This is a genomic window from Streptococcus handemini (assembly GCF_040984445.1).
Classification (GTDB): domain Bacteria; phylum Bacillota; class Bacilli; order Lactobacillales; family Streptococcaceae; genus Streptococcus; species Streptococcus handemini.
On record NZ_JBFRYH010000045.1, the window covers coordinates 1 to 18720 of the forward strand.

At 42.1% G+C, this 18720-nt stretch carries 18 protein-coding genes and 2 pseudogenes; 4 read left to right on the forward strand and 16 right to left on the reverse strand.

What is annotated here, in order from left to right:
- Positions 1-1090, forward strand: a pseudogene (locus ABPH35_RS07540) (IS3 family transposase); the annotation flags it as partial.
- 183 nt (positions 1091-1273) lie between these two features.
- Here ABPH35_RS07540 and ABPH35_RS07545 read toward each other — a convergent pair.
- The 10 genes from ABPH35_RS07545 to rsmH all read right to left on the reverse strand — a co-directional run bounded on the left by ABPH35_RS07545 (position 1274) and on the right by rsmH (position 11177).
- A complete protein-coding gene (locus tag ABPH35_RS07545) occupies positions 1274-1966 on the reverse strand; it encodes a response regulator transcription factor (protein WP_349988415.1) in 693 nt (230 codons plus the stop codon).
- Positions 1967-1969: 3 nt separating this feature from the next.
- Positions 1970-3394 carry an NADP-dependent phosphogluconate dehydrogenase gene (gene gndA / locus ABPH35_RS07550; RefSeq protein ID WP_349988416.1) on the reverse strand — a complete coding sequence of 475 codons (1425 nt, stop codon included), beginning with the start codon at positions 3392-3394 and terminating at the stop codon, positions 1970-1972.
- A gap of 87 nt (positions 3395-3481) precedes the next feature.
- Positions 3482-4018: a YceD family protein gene (locus tag ABPH35_RS07555; protein ID WP_349988417.1), complete on the reverse strand. Its 537-nt coding sequence runs from the start codon at positions 4016-4018 to the stop codon at positions 3482-3484.
- A 10-nt stretch (positions 4019-4028) separates the two neighbouring features.
- Positions 4029-4946 (reverse strand): thioredoxin-disulfide reductase, encoded by a 918-nt coding sequence (trxB, locus tag ABPH35_RS07560; protein WP_349988418.1) that lies wholly within the window; start codon positions 4944-4946, stop codon positions 4029-4031.
- A gap of 16 nt (positions 4947-4962) precedes the next feature.
- On the reverse strand, positions 4963-5187 hold the full coding sequence (locus ABPH35_RS07565; RefSeq protein ID WP_349988419.1) for a DUF4059 family protein: 225 nt from the start codon (positions 5185-5187) through the stop codon (positions 4963-4965).
- Positions 5188-5216: 29 nt separating this feature from the next.
- The gene (locus ABPH35_RS07570; protein ID WP_349988420.1) at positions 5217-6560 is read right to left on the reverse strand and encodes a DEAD/DEAH box helicase; all 1344 of its coding nucleotides are present in this window, start codon (positions 6558-6560) and stop codon (positions 5217-5219) included.
- Between the two features lie 77 nt (positions 6561-6637).
- Positions 6638-7636: a phospho-N-acetylmuramoyl-pentapeptide-transferase gene (gene mraY, locus ABPH35_RS07575; RefSeq protein ID WP_349988421.1), complete on the reverse strand. Its 999-nt coding sequence runs from the start codon at positions 7634-7636 to the stop codon at positions 6638-6640.
- A 1-nt stretch (position 7637) separates the two neighbouring features.
- Complete coding sequence (pbp2x, locus tag ABPH35_RS07580; RefSeq protein ID WP_349988422.1) at positions 7638-9896, reverse strand: penicillin-binding protein PBP2X; 2259 nt, start codon at positions 9894-9896, stop codon at positions 7638-7640.
- Complete coding sequence (ftsL, locus tag ABPH35_RS07585) at positions 9896-10219, reverse strand: cell division protein FtsL (protein WP_349988423.1); 324 nt, start codon at positions 10217-10219, stop codon at positions 9896-9898. The genes pbp2x and ftsL overlap by 1 nt, the downstream gene beginning before the upstream one ends.
- A 7-nt stretch (positions 10220-10226) precedes the next feature.
- A complete protein-coding gene (gene rsmH / locus ABPH35_RS07590) occupies positions 10227-11177 on the reverse strand; it encodes a 16S rRNA (cytosine(1402)-N(4))-methyltransferase RsmH (RefSeq protein ID WP_349988424.1) in 951 nt (316 codons plus the stop codon).
- Between the two features lie 203 nt (positions 11178-11380).
- On the opposite strand from rsmH, the gene ABPH35_RS07595 reads away from it, so the two are divergent.
- From ABPH35_RS07595 to ABPH35_RS07605, 3 genes are all read left to right on the forward strand, one after another.
- Positions 11381-11569, forward strand: coding sequence for a helix-turn-helix transcriptional regulator (locus ABPH35_RS07595; protein WP_349988425.1), 189 nt, complete (start codon positions 11381-11383; stop codon positions 11567-11569).
- A 14-nt stretch (positions 11570-11583) separates the two neighbouring features.
- Positions 11584-12099: a DUF3278 domain-containing protein gene (locus ABPH35_RS07600; protein WP_349988426.1), complete on the forward strand. Its 516-nt coding sequence runs from the start codon at positions 11584-11586 to the stop codon at positions 12097-12099.
- Between the two features lie 91 nt (positions 12100-12190).
- Positions 12191-12616, forward strand: a complete 426-nt coding sequence (locus ABPH35_RS07605) for a NusG domain II-containing protein (RefSeq protein ID WP_368849696.1) — start codon at positions 12191-12193, stop codon at positions 12614-12616.
- Between the two features lie 44 nt (positions 12617-12660).
- On the opposite strand, the gene ABPH35_RS07610 is transcribed toward ABPH35_RS07605, so the two are convergent.
- The 6 genes and pseudogenes from ABPH35_RS07610 to ABPH35_RS07635 all read right to left on the reverse strand — a co-directional run.
- The gene (locus tag ABPH35_RS07610; protein WP_349988428.1) at positions 12661-13617 is read right to left on the reverse strand and encodes a 1,4-dihydroxy-2-naphthoate polyprenyltransferase; all 957 of its coding nucleotides are present in this window, start codon (positions 13615-13617) and stop codon (positions 12661-12663) included.
- Positions 13607-14665: an FAD:protein FMN transferase gene (locus ABPH35_RS07615; protein ID WP_349988429.1), complete on the reverse strand. Its 1059-nt coding sequence runs from the start codon at positions 14663-14665 to the stop codon at positions 13607-13609. Before ABPH35_RS07615 ends, ABPH35_RS07610 begins: the two co-directional genes overlap by 11 nt.
- Before the next feature lie 142 nt (positions 14666-14807).
- Positions 14808-15341, reverse strand: a complete 534-nt coding sequence (locus tag ABPH35_RS07620) for an FMN-binding protein (protein ID WP_349988430.1) — start codon at positions 15339-15341, stop codon at positions 14808-14810.
- Positions 15342-15469: 128 nt separating this feature from the next.
- Entirely contained in the window at positions 15470-16471 is a 1002-nt protein-coding gene (locus ABPH35_RS07625; protein WP_349988431.1) for a polyprenyl synthetase family protein, read from the reverse strand.
- 115 nt (positions 16472-16586) lie between these two features.
- Positions 16587-18476 (reverse strand): FAD-dependent oxidoreductase, encoded by a 1890-nt coding sequence (locus tag ABPH35_RS07630; protein WP_368849697.1) that lies wholly within the window; start codon positions 18474-18476, stop codon positions 16587-16589.
- A 136-nt stretch (positions 18477-18612) separates the two neighbouring features.
- Positions 18613-18720: pseudogene (locus ABPH35_RS07635) on the reverse strand (IS30 family transposase); the annotation flags it as partial.

Below are 18720 nucleotides of genomic sequence, written 5' to 3' on the forward strand. Positions count from 1 at the left end.
TGTATTCATGGGTACGTAAGTTTGAGGAGAGTGGCTCACAGGGACTCGTTGATAGACGTGGAAAAGGATTGGACAGTAAGCCAAACCTCACTGAAGCTGAAGAACTTCAACTCAAAATCAAGCAACTGGAAGAACGCAACCGTTATCTAGAAATGGAGGTTGGCCTCCTAAAAAAGTTGGAAGAAATCAAACGGCGAAACCGTCGCTAAGAGCGGGAAAGCACCTAGAGAAGTTCCAAGCTATTAGAGATTACCATGATGAACACCCAGATAGTCTTATCTCTATTTTATGCCAGATTCTGAAAGTCTCACGTTCAGGCTATTATAAGTGGCTCAATCATGATGAAACAACCTCTGAGAAAGAAAACAAGAAACTGATGGAGAAGATTCAGGAACTCCATAAACATTACAATGGCATTCTAGGTTACCGTCGCATGACGACATTCACTAACCGTCAACTCGCTACCAACTACAATAAGAAACGGATTCGTCGGCTGATGCGGATTCTTGGCATCAGCTCAGCTATTCGTCGTGTGAGACATGCTTGTACGAAAGCTGGCGACAGATTCTACGCTGAAAATCTTCTTAATCGTGATTTTACTGCGACAGCACCGAATCAGAAATGGTGCACAGATGTCACCTACTTACAATACGGTCTCGGTGCCAAGGCTTATTTGAGTGCAATCAAGGACCTATATGATGGCTCAATTATCGCCTATGAGATTGGTCACAACAATGATAATCCCTTGGTCATGAAGACCATTAAGAAAGCTCTAGCAGCCAATCCAGGAGCAATACCGCTCATTCATAGCGATCGTGGCAGTCAGTACACATCAAAAGAATATCGTCATTTTACAACACAGGCAGGCATCACTCTATCGATGTCACGAGTTGGGAAATGTATCTACAATGCACCGATTGAAAGTTTCTTTGGGCATTTCAAGACAGAGTCTTATCATCTCAAGAAATACAAGACCTATGAGGAACTAGTCGCAGATGTCGAAAGCTATATCCAGTTTTACAATACACAACGTTATCAAACAAAATTAAACAACCTGACTCCTTGGGAATTCAGGAATCAGGTTGCTTAGTATCTTTTATTATTTGACTGTCTACTTGACAGGGAGCCGTTCACAATAAGCTCTTGATGAGAGTTTTTATTCTCTTTATACTCGTCAAAAATCAAATCCTGATGTCATTAACTAACCGTGCTGAACTCTAGTTTACCTGCGGTTTCGTTGCCTAGTCAGTTTTTGATTTTTATAGCGTAGTCATTATTCCTCTCGCATGGCGTAACCAACGCCACGGACAGTCTTAATGTACGATTCTCGACCTGGTAAGTCTAATTTTCCACGCAGATAGCGGATATAGACATCTACGACATTGGTCTCTGCTGCTGCTTCATACTTCCAGACCCTCTCCAACAATTGCTCACGGGTCAAAATTTCTTGACTATTCATCAAGGTTGCAAGCAAATCGTATTCGCGACGGGTCAGATTGATTGGTTCTCGGCCACGGGTCACCGTGCGATTTTGAAAATCAATCTTTAAATCACGATAAGCTGCTTGGAGTTTCACTTGCTTGCAATGTTCATCAATAAAATCTCGTCCCCTAAAAATCGAGGTAACCTGCTCAACCAATTCACTAACGACAAAGGGTTTGATAATATAGGAAACTGCATAGCGTTGAATAATATCTCCATGCTTTTTCGCATCCTCGCTATCCACGACAACAATCATGACCATTGTCGGCTTGATAGTAATCAATTCCGCTGCCAATTCATGACTTGTCATATCTGATAACCGGAAGCTCATGAGAATCAAATCAAAATCTGTCTCATAGGCAAGCAGAAGCGCTTCTTTTCCTGTCGAAGCATAGTCGACCAAGTAGTCGTTTTTTTGCAACTCCATGGACACAAAATGGGACAGATTGCGCTCCCGACCTGCAATTAAGATTTTTTTTACCATAGATTATTTTTCATCATACCATGAATAATGGAAGATTCCTTCTTTGTCTTTGCGCTCATACGTGTGCGCTCCGAAGTAGTCACGCTGTGCTTGGATTAGGTTGGCTGATAGGTTTTCAGCGCGGTAGCTATCAAAGTAGGTAATCGCTGCTGAGAAGGTTGGTACAGGAACCCCTGCTTGAACCGCCAATGTAACCACATCACGAACAGCTTGTTGGTACTTGGCTGTCACATCAAGGAAGTATTCATCCAAGAGAAGGTTGGCAAGGTCTTCGTCACGACCATAGGCATCGGTAATCTTTTGCAAGAAGCGAGCACGAATGATACAGCCTGCACGCCAGATTTTTGCGATTTCACCAAATGGAAGATTCCAATTGTTTTCTTTAGACGCTACACGCAATTGAGCGAACCCTTGGGCGTAAGACATGATTTTGGAGAAGTAAAGTGCTTGACGGATTTTTTCAATCAACTCAGCCTTATCTCCTTCATAGGCAAAGGCTGCTGGTTTTGGTAAAATCTTGCTAGCATGCACACGCTCTTCCTTGTAGGTTGAGATATAACGTGCAAAGACAGATTCTGTAATCAGTGACAATGGCACTCCCAAATCAAGTGAAGATTGGCTAGTCCATTTACCAGTTCCCTTGTTTCCAGCAGCATCTAAAATGTAGTCAACGATTGGTCCATCTTGGCCTTGATCATCCTTGCGTTTTAAAATATCTGCTGTAATTTCAATGAGGTAGCTATCAAGCTCACCCTTGTTCCATTCGGTGAAGATGTCAGCCATTTCATCCACAGAAAGACCGAGCAAGTGTTGCATCAAATCATAGCTTTCTGCAATCAACTGCATATCCCCATACTCGATACCGTTGTGGACCATCTTCACATAATGACCAGCACCGTCTGGACCGATATAGGTCACACATGGCGCACCGTCTTCAGGAGCTTTGGCAGAGATTTCTTCTAAAACATCTGCCACTAATTCATAGGCTTCTTTTTGTCCACCTGGCATGATAGAAGGACCTTCAAGCGCTCCTTTTTCACCACCAGAAACCCCTGTTCCGATGAAGTTGATACCTGAATTAGCCAACTCTTTGGAGCGACGAATCGTATCTTCGTAGAAGGTATTTCCGCCGTCAATCAAGATGTCTCCCTCATCAAGGTGAGGCAACAATGCTTGGATGGTGGCATCCGTTCCAGGACCTGCCTGCACCATGAGCATGATACGACGCGGTTTTTCAATGGATGCTACAAAACTCTCTACATCATAGCTTGGTACTAATTTTTTACCAGGATTGCTTGCCACAACATCTTCTGTCTTATCTGCTGAACGGTTGTAAATCGCAACAGTGTAGCCTCTTGATTCTACGTTAAGTGCAAGGTTACGACCCATAACAGCCATTCCTACAACACCAAAATTTGCTTTTGTCATGAATATTCTACTCCTATTTCTTAATATCCTTTTCATTATACAATGAAATCGACCCATTGACAAGATTTTTCCAATTTTCTGTCAATTTCATTCTTCCTCAAAAAGTCCTTGTAATTGGGCAAAGGGACTGCTTGCTTCTTTTTTCTCTTGAGCTGCTATTGCATAATCCTCTTCTGTCATGACGGTCCAATTGTCTCCTGATGGTAAATCCTCCCCATCCGCTTCCTCAGGTGCCAATACCTTGAGTGGAATGTGCAACAAGATATTATCAGCTACACTTTCAGCTAGCACAATGGTATCGTCTTCAATGACCAGCACCAACTCCTCTTCCACCAAGTCTTGATCTTTCAGTGCTTGTTCATTTGCTACAAAGATTTCGTGAACAGAAAACTCCTCTGAAAGCACAACTGGTTTCATCGAACGACTGGAAGCAAGGGTAATCTCATAGGTCATTTGGTAATTCAAGAGAAAGAGACCTGCTTCAAAGCTCACTCGGCCTGTCACCGTAATCGGTGAAAGAGCTAAAATATCTGGATTTCGTTCCATTAACTCGTCAGAGAGCTCAAGAGTTTCTTCAAAGGAGATTCCTTCTGTTTTTTTCTGAATATCATAGATATGAAACATCGTTTCTCCTTTACTTTACATGATCTGTGACATAGTGGTAAACCTGTTGACCAGCGATTGCTCCGTCACCAACTGCTGTTGTGATTTGACGCAATTGCTTTTGACGGATATCACCGATTGCAAAGACACCTGCTTGGCTAGTAGCCATTTGCTCATCTGTCACCACCCAACCTTGCTCATCTGTAATCCCTAAATCCGCTACAGATTCTGTCATCGGATCAAGTCCTACGTAGATAAATACACCACCAAAGGCATGGGCTGTTACTTGGCCTGTCTTCACATTTTTTATCAAGACTTCCTGTACCTTGATGTCATCACCCATGATTTCTTCGACCACACTATCCCAGATAAAACGTATCTTTTCATTGGCAAAGGCACGTTCCTGGATAACTTTTTGGGCACGTAATTCATCACGACGGTGAACAATGGTCACGGTATTTGCAAACTGAGTCAAGAAAAGGGCTTCCTCTACGGCAGAATCACCACCACCAACAACTAGCAAGTCTTGACCACGGAAAAAGGCTCCATCACAGACTGCACAATAAGACACACCGCGGCTATTGTAGGTATCTTCGCCAGGCACTCCTAACAAACGGTGTTTTGCCCCCATCGCAAGGACAATCGTATGAGCTTCCAAGGTCGTATCTTCTGTCACAACTCGTTTGACAGTTCCGTGGGTCTCTACACGAACAACCTGACCAAAGAGATGTTCTACTCCAAATTTATCAAGGGGGGTAAACATTTTTTCAGCCAATTCTGGACCACTAATATGATCATAGCCAGGGTAATTTTCAATCTCAGCAGTATTGTTCATCTGCCCACCGTAAATCCCACGTTCTAAAAGAGCTACTTTTAGATTGCTACGCGCAGCATATAAAGCTGCGGTCATTCCTGCAGGACCTGCTCCAATAATAATGGTATCGTACATCTATTTTCCTTCTTTCTTATACTCTCATCATCAACAAAATACCGACAATCCCAAAGGATAAAATGGGAATAGTCATCACATTGATAATCAACAAATCAAAGAGAACCTCTTGGCGTTCTTGGAGCGTCTTGTCTTTTTTCTTGAGGAGGCGGAGTAAAAACCAGCCGATACTGACAAAGATAACCAAGACTGCTGCAATCAAAAGGCTTTTGATATATAGCCCTAATAGTATTTGTAACATCTATCTTCCTATTTCATTTTGCCATCGTCCTAGAAAGTCTGGCGTTTAGCCTTACGCTCTGCCCGTCCCTTAGCACGATTTTCCATACGCTTAGTCTTGCGCCGTTTTTCATCAACTGCCCACTGAATCTTCTTTTTATAGCCTGGTTTGATTTTTTTCTTTTTCTTCTTGACCAAACCAATCATCTCAAGGTCCAATTTCTCCCTTGATTTTTCACGGTTCAGGCGGCGATCACGATCATAGGTATCTTGAAACTCTCCGTCCTTCATCATTTTGGGTACAAATCGGATATTGAGTTTTTCAAGTTCACGAATGTCTACATCATCACTCGGTTGATACAAAGTAATGGCTGTTCCTGACAAACCATTTCGACCAGTACGTCCTACACGGTGAACAAAGAAGGACAAATCTTGTGGAATCGCATCATTGATGACATGGCTAACTCCTTCAATATCAATACCACGCGCTGCTAAATCAGTGGCAACGATGTATTCATATTCTAGATTTTTAACTTGATTCATAATACGCTTGCGTTCGCGCGGTGGAATATCCCCATGAATCTTGGCCACTCTCAGACCATTCGCTGTTAGATAGCTATGCAATTCATCTGCTCGTGTCTTGGTGTTGACGAAAATCATAGCCAAGTAGGGTTGCATGAGCCTTGTAATCTCCAAAATAAGAGCATTTTTATCCCGCCCCTTGGTCGAAATCAGCCAGTTATCAATCGTATCTGAAATGACTGTCTGTGTCTTGATTTGTTCGATGACAGGATTGCTTAAATATTTCTTTAAAAAGGGTTGTAATTTCTGTGGAATCGTCGCTGAAAAGACCATAAATTGCAAATTGGCTGGCAAGCTCGAAGCAATGCGGTCCACCGTTTCCAAAAATCCCATATCAAGGGTCATATCCGCTTCATCAACCACAAAGGTCGTCGCCTTGTGAATCGCTAAGTTACCTGATTTCACCAAGTCATAGATACGACCTGGTGTTCCAATCACGATATGAGGCTGGCTAGTCTGCAACTTGTCAATCTGACGCTGCTTGTCTGTTCCTCCGACATAGTTGACCACACGGATTTCTATCTCCGAACACTGGGCAATCTGGCGCGCCGCTTGGTAAATCTGCGTTGCTAACTCACGTGACGGTGCGGTAATGACAGCCTGCACTTGGTCTAGATTTTCTTGTAATTGTTGAAAAATGGGAATCAAGAAAGTATGGGTCTTACCTGAACCTGTTTTTGATTCGCCGACCAAGTCACGGCCAGATAAAACGATGGGAATCAAGCGTTCCTGAACTTCTGTTGCCGTGACAAAGCCGATTTCTTTCAGCGCTTTTTGAATATAAGGTTTTAAAGTCAGTTCTGTAAATTTCATAGTATCCTCTTTTTTCTACTTCCTTTTATTATATCAAAAAAAACAGCATTTGACTGCTGTTTGATACTGACTAATGACTAGAAATATAAGAAGGCAAGGGTTAATAAGCTCATGATAAGACCAACTCCCCACAAGAAAAAGTCAACCTTCCATTCGCTCCATTTTTCACCGCGGCCTGTCAAGCCTCCCAATTCTAAATGGTGATGAAAAGGTGTCATCCGAAAAATGCGTCTACCTTCGCCAAATTTTTTCTTGGTATATTTGAAGTAACTCACTTGAAGCATAACTGAAGAAGTTTCAATCACATAAACAAGTCCGATAAAGAGCAAGGTCCATTCTTGATGAAGTGCAATAGAAATCGTTGCAAGCATGCCACCAAGTGCAAGACTCCCCACATCTCCCATAAAAATTTTAGCTGGTTTGTGATTATAGTAGAAAAATCCCAGCAAGGCACCAACCATGGTCACACAGACCAATAAAATATCATTTTGTCCCTCAACAAAGGCAATGACCGCATAAGCCGATAGACTAATCACCACAGAAATGGAAGATAAGCCATCAATACCATCCGTGAGATTGACCGCATTGGAAAAACCAACCAGCCAAAAAAGGACAAAACCGATATAGAAAATCCCTAGATGAAGAGGATAGCCTAAAACATTTAGCGTGCCGCCACTTGCACCCTGCATATGAACGAGGTAAAAGACAACCCCTCCTAGAATTTGCAAGGCTAGTTTCTGCTTAGGATTTAAACCCTCATTGACCTTACGGAAAATCTTTAGAAAATCATCCAAGAAACCAACAATTCCATACAGCAATAAAATAAACAAAATGGCTAAAACTGATCCTGTTAGCTGTTGGGATAACAAGGCAAAAAGGAAGATCACAACAAGGGCGACTGCCAAAAACACCGTCCCCCCCATGGTTGGGGTCCCAGCCTTAAACTGGTGTTGCTTGACATCTTCATGGGTTTGCTGCCCTTCGATGCGTTTTGCTTGATAAAATGTGATAAATTTCGGAATCAATAGAATCGTCGCCACAAAGGCGACCAGTCCTGCTACAATGACAGAATACATATTAGTCTCCTAGGTTTATTTTTAATTTTTTAATCTTTTCTAAATCAGATCCAATCCCTGCATTTTGCCCAACAACAATCGATCCAGTACCGCTATATTCGACCTCGATTCCTGTCCATTCAGCAAAAATATCCATATTTTCCTTGGTCCAGCCATACATATCTGGAACCGTTGTAAAGCGATCCGTCAACAATAAAATTTGCTGATTAGCTGCTAGATTAGCTCCAACTTGTACAGAGACTTTTTTGATTTCTGAACCATTTCCTAAAATAATTGGTTGAACAAGATGCTGACGCAAGCTTGCTGCCGTAGCCCCTGGCTGAGCGCCAATAACATCTTCTAGCTTATACTCTGTTTCACCTCCTACAGCCGCTAAAGCTTGAGCTGGATTTTCTAGATTTAAGCTATCTTTTAAAAGCATCGCTTCTTTCAAGGATGGATTGACAATATTCTTCCAAAAGGCTATGCTCCAACGCTCTGGTTGCTGAACCGTCACATACATGATGAATTCAGGATCCTCTGCCGGAATCATAGCGACTACTGAGTTAATCGTATCATTAGGTCCGTCTAAATAACCAGTTCCGTCTTCTTTACCAATTTGGGCAGTACCTGACTTAACTGCAATATCGTAACCATCTACCTGAATGATCGGTCCTCCTGATCCTCTCAAGGTCGCAAAGGTTGGATCTGTCCCTACTGCAATCATATACTGACGAGTCTGCCGTGCAGCTGTATCTGAAACAGGGTTCCCGACAATTTCTGGTTGTGAAAGGCGTGCGCTATCCGTATTCGGATCATAAAGGGCAGTAATAAATTTAGGCTCCAACATCACGCCATCATTTGCGACTGCGCCAAAAGCGCGCAACATCTGGGTCTGCGTTGTCGAAATTCCCTGACCAAAGGAACTCATTGCAATCGAGACAATATTATCGCTTGGGAACAATCCTCCTTCTTCACCCATCATACCAAATCGCGTTGGATAGCCAAAGCGGAACTTTGTCAAATAATTCAACCATTTGTCATTGCCCATCCCCTGCTCCAAGGTCGTCATCCCAACGTTACTGGATAAAGCAAAGCCTTGCGCAAAAGTCAAGGTCGTCGGCGCATAAATGTCCCCTCCATTGACATCCCAGTCTCGGATAATCGCATCTGCAATCCGAATCTCAGACCGATCATAATAAGCATTCGCATTGAACGTTCCATTATCAATAGCAGAGGCTACCGTCATGACCTTCATCGTCGAACCTGGTTCAAAATTTTCTTGATAGAGGAGCGAGCGTTGTAGGATATCCTTATCATCCACTCCTTCTTTGGTATCTGGGTTATAAGTCGGTCGCTGAGTCGTCGCTAAAATTTCACCCGTCTTAGCAGAAACTAGGGTCGCATTTGCATATCGTCCTCCTGTCTCCTTAAAGAAAATATCCATGTTAGTCTCTAGAGAACGTTGTAGAGGAGCTGAGAGCGTCGTGTACACATCCTGTCCATCTACAATCGCCTTTTTCACATCTTCAGTTCCTGGAACAATCCGACCACGGCTATCTTTTTCATAGACAATCTTTCCATCCTGTCCAGCCAAAATGCTGTCCAGCGCATACTCCATCCCTCTTTGTCCACGGAGACTATGGCTGCCGTCTTCCTCATTTTCAACAAGATTGGCTAAACCGATAAAGGTCGATGCAAAATTCCCGTTCTGGTACAAGCGTCCAGGGTTCGTATTAAAGGAAATCCCCTTGATGCCTGCCGCTTCCATCTCTTTTTGAATTGCAGTCATGGTACTATAGGTCATATTCTTCCCCAAGGTTCCAAAATAAACTTGCTTCAATTCTGGCTGATTTAATTGTTTGATGACATAATCTACTTCTAAGCCAAGGTGCTTATTGAGTAGTTGGGCTACTTGATTAAATTGACTCGGTTCAACATAAAGAATCTCTTGAGTAGCAGATACATACTCCTTATCAATAATAGCATAGACAGTGTACGTGGTGGAATCTTCAGCAATAGCGACACCCGTCCGATCATAAATCGTCCCCCGCTTTGCTTGAACCGTCACCTCTGTCTGATGAACCCGTCTTGCACGCTCTGATAAATTTACACCAAATTTTTGATTCGTACCAATGATAATGGCAAAATTGATTAAAAAGATGAAAAAGATGAAAACCGTCAAAAGAATCAGGCTTTGCCCCACCCTCCGACGATTTTGTGACGGAATATAGCGTTTCTTCAAGACATACTGCAAAAGTTGTTTTTTTCGCTTCGACATTATTCTGCTACTCCAACATTGTTATTATTGTAAGTTAAGCCCTCTTTTTCCGCAATCTCCATCATCCGAGCATCACGAATCAGTTCATTCACTGCTTGCTTGGCATCATCAATCTCGACCTGCTTACTATTAATTTCCTGATTGACACGCGCCATAGTCGCCTGAATCTGTAAGAGCTTTGTTTGCATAAAGACAATCCCGATCGCCAGAGTCAAACCCGATAAGACAATACTCCCATAAAAGGCCTTTTCTACTCGAGAAAATGTTTTGATTTTTTCACTAATGATGCGCATGGTCGCATCTTTTCGCTGTTCTTTTAGCATATTTCACCTATTTGTGTATCTTTCGTACTACGCGCAATTTGGCTGAGTGGGCGCGGTTATTGGCTTCCAATTCCTCTTTACTCGGTAAGATTGGCTTGCGATTGACCAATTCCAATTTCGGCTTCAAATCATCAGGGATAAACGGTAGGCCCTTTGGAACATCGACCGTCGAAGCCTCTTTAAATAATTGTTTGGTCAACCGATCTTCCAAGGAATGAAAGGTGATCACAGAAATCCGCCCATCTACCGCAAGCAGTTCAATAGCTTGCTGAATCGACTCATCCGCCGCACCTAATTCATCATTCACTTCAATCCGAATGGCTTGAAAAATCTGCTTGGCAGGATGACCCTTTTTCTTTAATTCCTTCGCTGGCTTGGCTGATTTGATTACTTCTGCTAATTCTGTCGTCGTCTCAATCGGCTTGATTGCCCGCGCCTGCTCAATCTTTCGTGCGATTTGCTTAGAGAATCTGTCTTCCCCATATTTAAAGAAAATCCGCACCAAATCGTGGTAGTCATAGCGATTGACTACTTCATAAGCAGTCAAAGGCGCTGTGCGGTCCATCCGCATATCAAGCGGCGCATCTTTTTTATACGAAAATCCACGTTCCCGCTCATCGAGCTGGGGACTAGACACGCCCAAATCATAACAAATCCCGTCAATTTCTTCTACTCCCTGCTCTTTCAATCGAGCCTGTAAATAGCGAAAATTATCCTTAATAAAGGTCACCATTCCCTTTTCAATATAAGGAGCTAGACGTTTTTGTGCATTCAAAATAGCCGTCTCGTCCTGATCAAAGGCATAGAGATGACCCTTTTCACTTAATTTACTCAAAAGATACTCGCTGTGCCCAGCCCCACCCAAGGTCGCATCTACATAGATGCCATCTGGCTTAACAGCAAGCTGGTCAATAGTTTCGTGAAGAAGAACTGTTACATGGTGAAATTCATTTATCATATCCTTACCATTGTACCACATTTTATCTCAAAACGAGCTGGAAAACTATTTTCAAAAAAACTGTCAAATATAGTTGACATACTTTCTCAAAAATTGTAAAATAAAGTCAAGAAGATGTCTATTATATGTGACACCCTAGGGAGAAATCCCCCAAAATTTTAAGTCATCATGTCGCATATATCCGACATATGCAGGAGGTGCCAATGAACCGAGTCAAAGAGTACCGACTCAATGTCGGCAAATCACAGCTGGAGCTAGCCAAACAAATCGGTGTTTCCAGACAAACCATTAACATGATTGAAAATGACAAGTACAATCCTACTTTGGAACTCTGTCTCAATCTCGCCCGCGCCCTCCAGACAGACTTAAACATGCTGTTTTGGGAGGAATAGAAAGGAGAATAACCATGAAAAAAGAAAATCTACACCTACGACTCATTCGCTACTTCTATGATATTACAGGAAACTTAGACGAATACACCGTGCAAGAAATCAACTATTTTGGTAACAATATGTATATGCTGATTTACGCAACTGTCTTTTTGACCATTATCATGGGGCTCCTTGGTCTTGAAGAGCTTGCCGAACTCGTCTTAGTCATCGGCTTTATCATTCCTCTTGTCAAACAAAGCGCCCTCATCAGACGACTCGGACTACACAAGCTAGAAATCACGCCTTCCGAGCTAAAAGACGCACGAAAAAAGATGTTCAAGCGTACCCTTCTAGAAATGCTACTAGTCGTACTGGTTGTGATTATGACCCCCTTCATGCTCTGGAATCTGAACATTCCACAAGAGAGCGGCACTAGTTTTGAAACTTTCTGGTACGTGGCTGTACCTCTTTCTTCCATCCTTGTCGCAAGTATTTCCTTTATCTGTCGATGGATGAGCAACCGTCGTAGAATTGTTATTATTGAAGATTAGGTGAACATAGCAACGGCTTTAACCCCAAACAGTTTACAAAGTGGCGGAATTCCTTTACAATATTCTTATCCCTGAGAGAACGAGAACAAGAATGAGACAGATTTTTCGGCAATTGAAACCCTTTGACTTTATCCTGATTGGCTTGACCCTACTGCTATCTTTTACCCCAGCGACCTTCACCTACCTACATACTAAACAGCAGACAGATGAACCCTATCTGATTGCTTCTATTCGGATTAACGGCGAGGTAGTCGAAGAATTTAAACTGTCAAAAGATACGCCTCATAAGGAAGTCACCTATCATCCCAATCCTGGTCAGTACAATATCATCGAAGTAGATGGAGAACGGATTCGGGATAAAGAAGACAATAGCTCTGATCAAATAGCTGTTAATACTGGCTGGATCAGCCGTCCAGGAGAAATTGCCGTCTGCCTCCCACACAATCTCATCATTGAAATTCGTGTCCCTGAAGACCAAGAATCCGATGAAGAGGAAGAATTAATTTTACCGATTTAGCCAGAAAAGGTCCTAGGAACAAATCCCAGGACCTTTTGAATATTTTATAAGACTACTGCTAAGATTAAAACTAGTAGATACATGACAGCAAACAAGACAAAACTTTTGACTGCTTCGACAAAGGTTTCACGTTTAATTTGCTTTTCTAAAAAACGTCCATGACTCTTGTAAGAGAGAAAAGCAACACCACATCCAATCCAAGCCCAGTAAGGTAATAAGCCAAGAAGTGGATAGAGTAGCCACAACACCCATGGCAGCATAGAAAGACAGGTATAGAGCAGCAAACCTTTTTGACGACCAATATGGAACACCAAGGTATGGCGGTCATTTCGAATATCCTCTTCCAAGTCACACAAGTTATTGGCTAGCATGATATTAGCAATTAGACAGACCAAGGGCAAGCTCATTAGGCCAATTTCAATGAATTTTCCCCAAGCCAATTGCAATTGAAACCACTCGCCCACAAAGCGACTGGCTAAGAGTTGGTCAGGTGCTTGGACAAAAATAGCTAGAAAGAAAATTCCAAGCCCCATTGTCACACCAGAGAAAATTTCTCCTAATGGCATACGAGATAGCGGAATTGGACCAAAGGTGTAACAGATTCCAATCAAGAAACACACGGCACCCAGCGGCAGTAAAATTAAATCTGTCCGCCACACCAAGATAAGCGAAATCGCAATAGAGAAAAACAAGAGAATAAAAATAATCTGTACCATTTGCCGAAAATCCAGTTGATGACGACCGATGACATTGCCCTCTTTGCGGTAGACCTGGTCCTTGGCCTTGACATAGTCCATAGTATTATTGATAGCTGTTGTGCACATATCAAAACTCAAGACTGCTAAAACAAATAAGAGAGTATTGAAGGGATTAAAAGCATGATAGCGGTATAGTGACCACAGAATTCCTAACAACATAGGAAAAACGCTCGCTACTTTCGTCCGCAATTCGATAAACTCCAAAAAGATAGGTAGGGTAATTGTCTTCTTTTTATTGGCCATTGACAAGATGATACTCCTTATTATTCAATTCAAATCGCTCTTTGAGCCCTTTACTAACATGCACCCCACGATCCTTATCAATAAAAATCGCTTCTACATCATCCAGTTGATCGATAAATTCCATTCCCTTATCAATTCCCAATAGGAATAAGGTCGTAGACAAGGCATCACCTTGAGTAGACGTCTTGGTAAAGACGGTTACTCCTGAGATAGCATTTTCAACAGGATAGCCTGTTGCTGGATCAAGAATGTGGTGATAGATTACCCCATCTACTTCTAAGTAGCGCTCATAAATGCCAGAGGTCACAACAGAACCATCCACTACATAGACAGAGCCTACCACCGTTCCACGTACTTGGTCCGGATCTTGCACGCCTACCTTCCAACCTTCTTTATGAGCAGGGGAGGTTCCCATGACAACGACATTTCCCCCTAGGTTGATGATAGCCGTTGTAATTCCCTTCTCAGCAAACAGTTTTTTTAAGCCATCAGCGATATAACCTTTTGAAATAGCGCCCAGCTCCAACACCATGCCGTTTTTAACAGCAACTGTCTGGTTTTTCTTGTCTAACTGAACATCTTTGTAGTTGATATAAGGAAGCGCCTCCTTGATTTCTGCATCACTTGGCTTGCGTGCATCTTCTGAACCAATTTTCCAGAGATTGTTAACCACCCCAATTGAAATATCAAAGCGCCCTTGACTTTCTTCACTCGTTTTCAAAGCTCGTTCAATCAACTCAAAGGTTCGTGGATCCACTTTAACCGCTTCTTTTCCTGCCGCATGATTGATTCGGTAAACATCTGACCCTTCCAGATTGGTCGATAAGAGTCGTTCCATCTCTTTTACATAGGCAAGCCCTGCTTCCATAGCTTCTTCTTGGTCCTTATGATAGATACTAATTTGGACAACTGTATGAAGCAAGGTCTCTGTCCGTATCAGCGGCTTTTCGATAACAGGTAAGCTATCTTTTACTACTTGTTTGTTTTGACAAGCAACTAGAAAAAGGCTACAGATAAGCAAGGGAAGTGCTAGCCATTTCCATTTCATATTTCTCATTCTCCTTCACCATGTTGATTTTTAGTGAGTAGAAACTACACATACCATTGTATCATCTTCTCACTAAAAATCCACTAGAAAAGAGGCCGGGATTACGTACTCAGCCTCCTATTTTCGTCTATTTTGTGCTAGATTATTTGTCAAGCATTACTTTAGCAGTATCACCTTTTTCAGCTGCTGCAAGGAGAGCTGTTGTACTCTTCTTAAAGTCTTCTGAAGTATGAGTTGCACCAGAAACCACTTCAACTGCTTCAACATCTTGTTTTTCGACAAGACCAGCATTCAATTTTTCAATCGCTTCTTTAGCAGAAACGCCTGCTTTTTCGCTCATCATTTTGTTGTATTCTTCGTTTTCAGACTTCATCTTACCATCTTTGTCTTCGTAGTCAAACTTAGATTCTGTAATTTTTCCGTCTTTCACAGTGATTGTGTGAACAATCTTATAGCCACGGTCATCAGCACCAGATTCTGCTGAATACATACCGTCTTTCAATTCACCCATCATTTTTGCTTCTGACGAAGACATGCTTGTCTCAGATGAGGACATTGCTGTTTCAGATGAAGACATCATTGTGTCTTTCTTTTCTTCTTTAGCACCACATGCTACCAAAGCAAAAGCAGCTGCTAAAACTGCAACACTTTTCAAAACGACTTTTGTTGTTTTCATTATCAATAAAACTCCTTTTTTAAACTTCAGATCAAAAGCTGAAGCGTTTTCTTACTTTATAATCATATACCATTTTTGCAAAAATGTCCATTGTTTGCCATAAATTTAAGTAAAATTTAAGAATTATTTCAACTTTGTGCTGACCAATTAAGTATCTTTCTAACCAGCCATTGCCAGTCCATTTCTACCCCAGGCTTGGTTTCAACGAATGAGATATATTTCTCCATCTTAGCAAGATAGGCTCGCATCAGCTGCTCTGTACGGTCCTTTGCCCTAGTCTGGTTCATTTTCCCAAGCAAGTAATCAATTGCATCCCATTGACTACTTTCAATGATCGCTGCCAAATCTTGTCGAATACTGCTATCTTCTTCCATTGCAAACAAGAGGGGCGCTGTATAAATACCATTTTGGATATCTTGCAGGGCTGGTTTCCCCGATTCTTGGAGTGTTAAGTGATAGTCAATCAAATCATCACGTAGCTGAAAGGCCATACCAAAAGAACGCCCTGCTTGAAAGGCTTGGTGTGTTTTCCGAATCCTTCCAGTAGACTGAAGTGCCCCCAATTGGCAGGCTATACCAAATAAGAAAGCAGTCTTTCCCTGAATCTGTTTCAGATACTGCTTCATTGTCATCTGTGGGTTAAATTGATTCATGAGCTGCGATAGCTCCCCTGCTAAAATACCTTCAATGAGTTTTTCATTGACAGCTGTCGTCTCTTGCTGTTCCAATCCCTGCATTCTGATTCCTTTTGCTAAGAGGCGCGCAGCATAAGCCATTAAGTAATCTCCAGCATAGATCGCAATGCGATTTGAAAATTGACGGTGGGCAGCACGGATTCCTCGACGCACATCTGCCTCATCAATGACATCATCATGAATCAGGGTTGCCAAATGTAATACCTCTACGTAGGCGGCAAAATAGAGCTTTTCAGGTCTCATCTCTCCATCCACAGCTTGGGCAAACAAAAGGCACAAACCCGAACGTAGGTATTTCCCCGGTGCTTCCATATATTCTACAATCTTTTCACGCACAGCCGGATGAATCATCTTCATCTCTGTCAACATAATGCGCTTAACTTGCTCTAATCCCCTTTGTATTTCTGGATGATTCTCCCAAATTTGATGTACCACAATTCTCCTACTTCATAGAAAAAGAACTATTCAGCAAACTTTTTTCTCGTTTTTCGAATAGTCCTTATCATTTTTATCTTTTTTCAATGATAATGGAATTAAGAACCACTATTCATTATCGTTTTTCTTTTAAGGTGTAAATATGCTTGGGCTTACCATAAATCTTCTTATCAAGGAAGCGGCCTAACCAAGGTATAATCCAGTAATCAAGACCAAAGGCACGTCCAGCACCGTTCATCAGCGAAATGGCTACTGGAATGAACCAGATGTTGACCCAGTAGAACATACCTGACAAGCTGAACATGACAACCAAGGCTACTGTTGCTGCGCTGACGATCCAGACAAAGGCACCTGCAATCAAGGCAAGACCGATTCCGATTTCAGCAATGGTCATAAATTTTTGCATGAAGAGGGCAACTTCTTGGTTTGGCATCATGAATTGCATGATAGAAGCAAACCAATCTGGCATGCCATCCAAAACAGTCATTGGTTGCTCACCATAAGCGTAGCTAAGACCAAAAATTGCATGGGCTGTTTCTGCTGCTGCTTGAGAAGCGCCTGAAGTTGCTTCAGCAGCTGAGGCACCTGATACAGGATCTGCCAACCATGGGAATGGGAAGACAACTTGGTCTCCTAACCATGAAGTTGTTCCAAATAGTCCAAAGGCCTTCTTCACACCTTCATAGAGCCATACAGAACCGTAGAACACACGAAGTGGCGCAGACCAAAGAAGGTTACCTTTACCTGATGTATGACCACCAAAGATATTGCGTTTGTTCTTAATGTCAAAGAATTCATGACGGACATAAGAGCCCATGTAGAAGAAACTGCGAATGGTAAAGAAGTAAAGCAAGTTGACCATATGCTTCATAAACATAGCCATAAAGCCTGATAAGTGGTATTTGCCCATCAAGAAGGCTACACCATAACGAGAACCGATTGAGACCATAAAGCCATCGTATTTCCCTTTGTAGCTATGCTTTTCACCACCAGTAATCGCAGCGATAATGTTTTGTGCAGCCGTATGTCCAGTCTGCTCAGCTGCTTGAACGATTTGTGGTGTTGGTTTGCCATCATTTCCAGGCTCTTCATAGTAGACCAAGTCGCCTGCTACATAGACATTTTCCTTGCCTTTAGCTTCCATGTATTCGTTGGCAACCAAGCGACCTGCGCGTGCTGTTTCAATTCCAAATTCGCTGGCGTCACTATTCGCTTGCACACCTGCTGTCCAGATAGAGGTGTAGGTTGGAATTTCACGACCAGATGAAAGGATTAATTTGTCTGCTTCTACGGCCGCAACTCCATCCCCAAGCACTAATTCAACACCTTTTTTCTCAAGGTATTTACGAGTCTTCTCTTGTTCTTTCTCAGTAACCATCTGCAAGATATTTGGCATTGCTTCAATCACTTTGAGAGAGAATTCTGCTGGATCTAGTTTAAATTCACGCGCCAAGATTGGTACCCAATCAATTAGTTCACCAATCATCTCAATACCAGTGAAACCAGCTCCGATAACAGTAAAGGTTAGAAGGGCACGACGTTTTTCCGCGTCATGTTCGCGCATAGCACGGTAACAAGAATCAACAATGTGATCATGCAAGCGCTCTGCTGCTTCGATCGACCAAAGGGTAAAACCATTTTCTTTTACACCCTTGATACCAAAGTCATTCGCTTCTCCACCCATAGCAAGTAAGAGATAGTCAAATGGCAAGGTTTGGTGTTCGGCGATGACTAGCTTTTTATCGTAGTCAATCTCAACAACCTTGTCTGTCACTAAATCGACTTTTGGATACTTGTTAAAAATGCGTTTCAAGTCATATTTGATTGCATCTTTTTCCACACGTCCAGCTGCAACTTCATGCAACTCTGTCATATAAGTATGGAATGAATTTTTATCAATCAAGGTAACAGTGATGTCATCGTTTTTCTTGAATTTTTTCCCAAGTAGGCGTGCTGCTGCAATCCCGGCATAACCAGCTCCTACAACTACAATATTTTTAGTCAAAACATAACCTCCGATTCGTTTGTCTGTTTTTTAACAGGGTCTATTATACACTTTTTCGAAAAATTAAACAATTGAATCGTTCGTTTTTACTGATGGTTTAACGAAAAAGACTTGCATGCTAAATTTCAAGTTCAAGTTAGCCAGTCTGTAAAAATTCTCTAGGAGATTTGTAACCCAATATCTTCTTTGGATAGTTGTTAATCCAGTTTTCAATAAATGCGACTTGTTGTTGCGTCGCATTTTT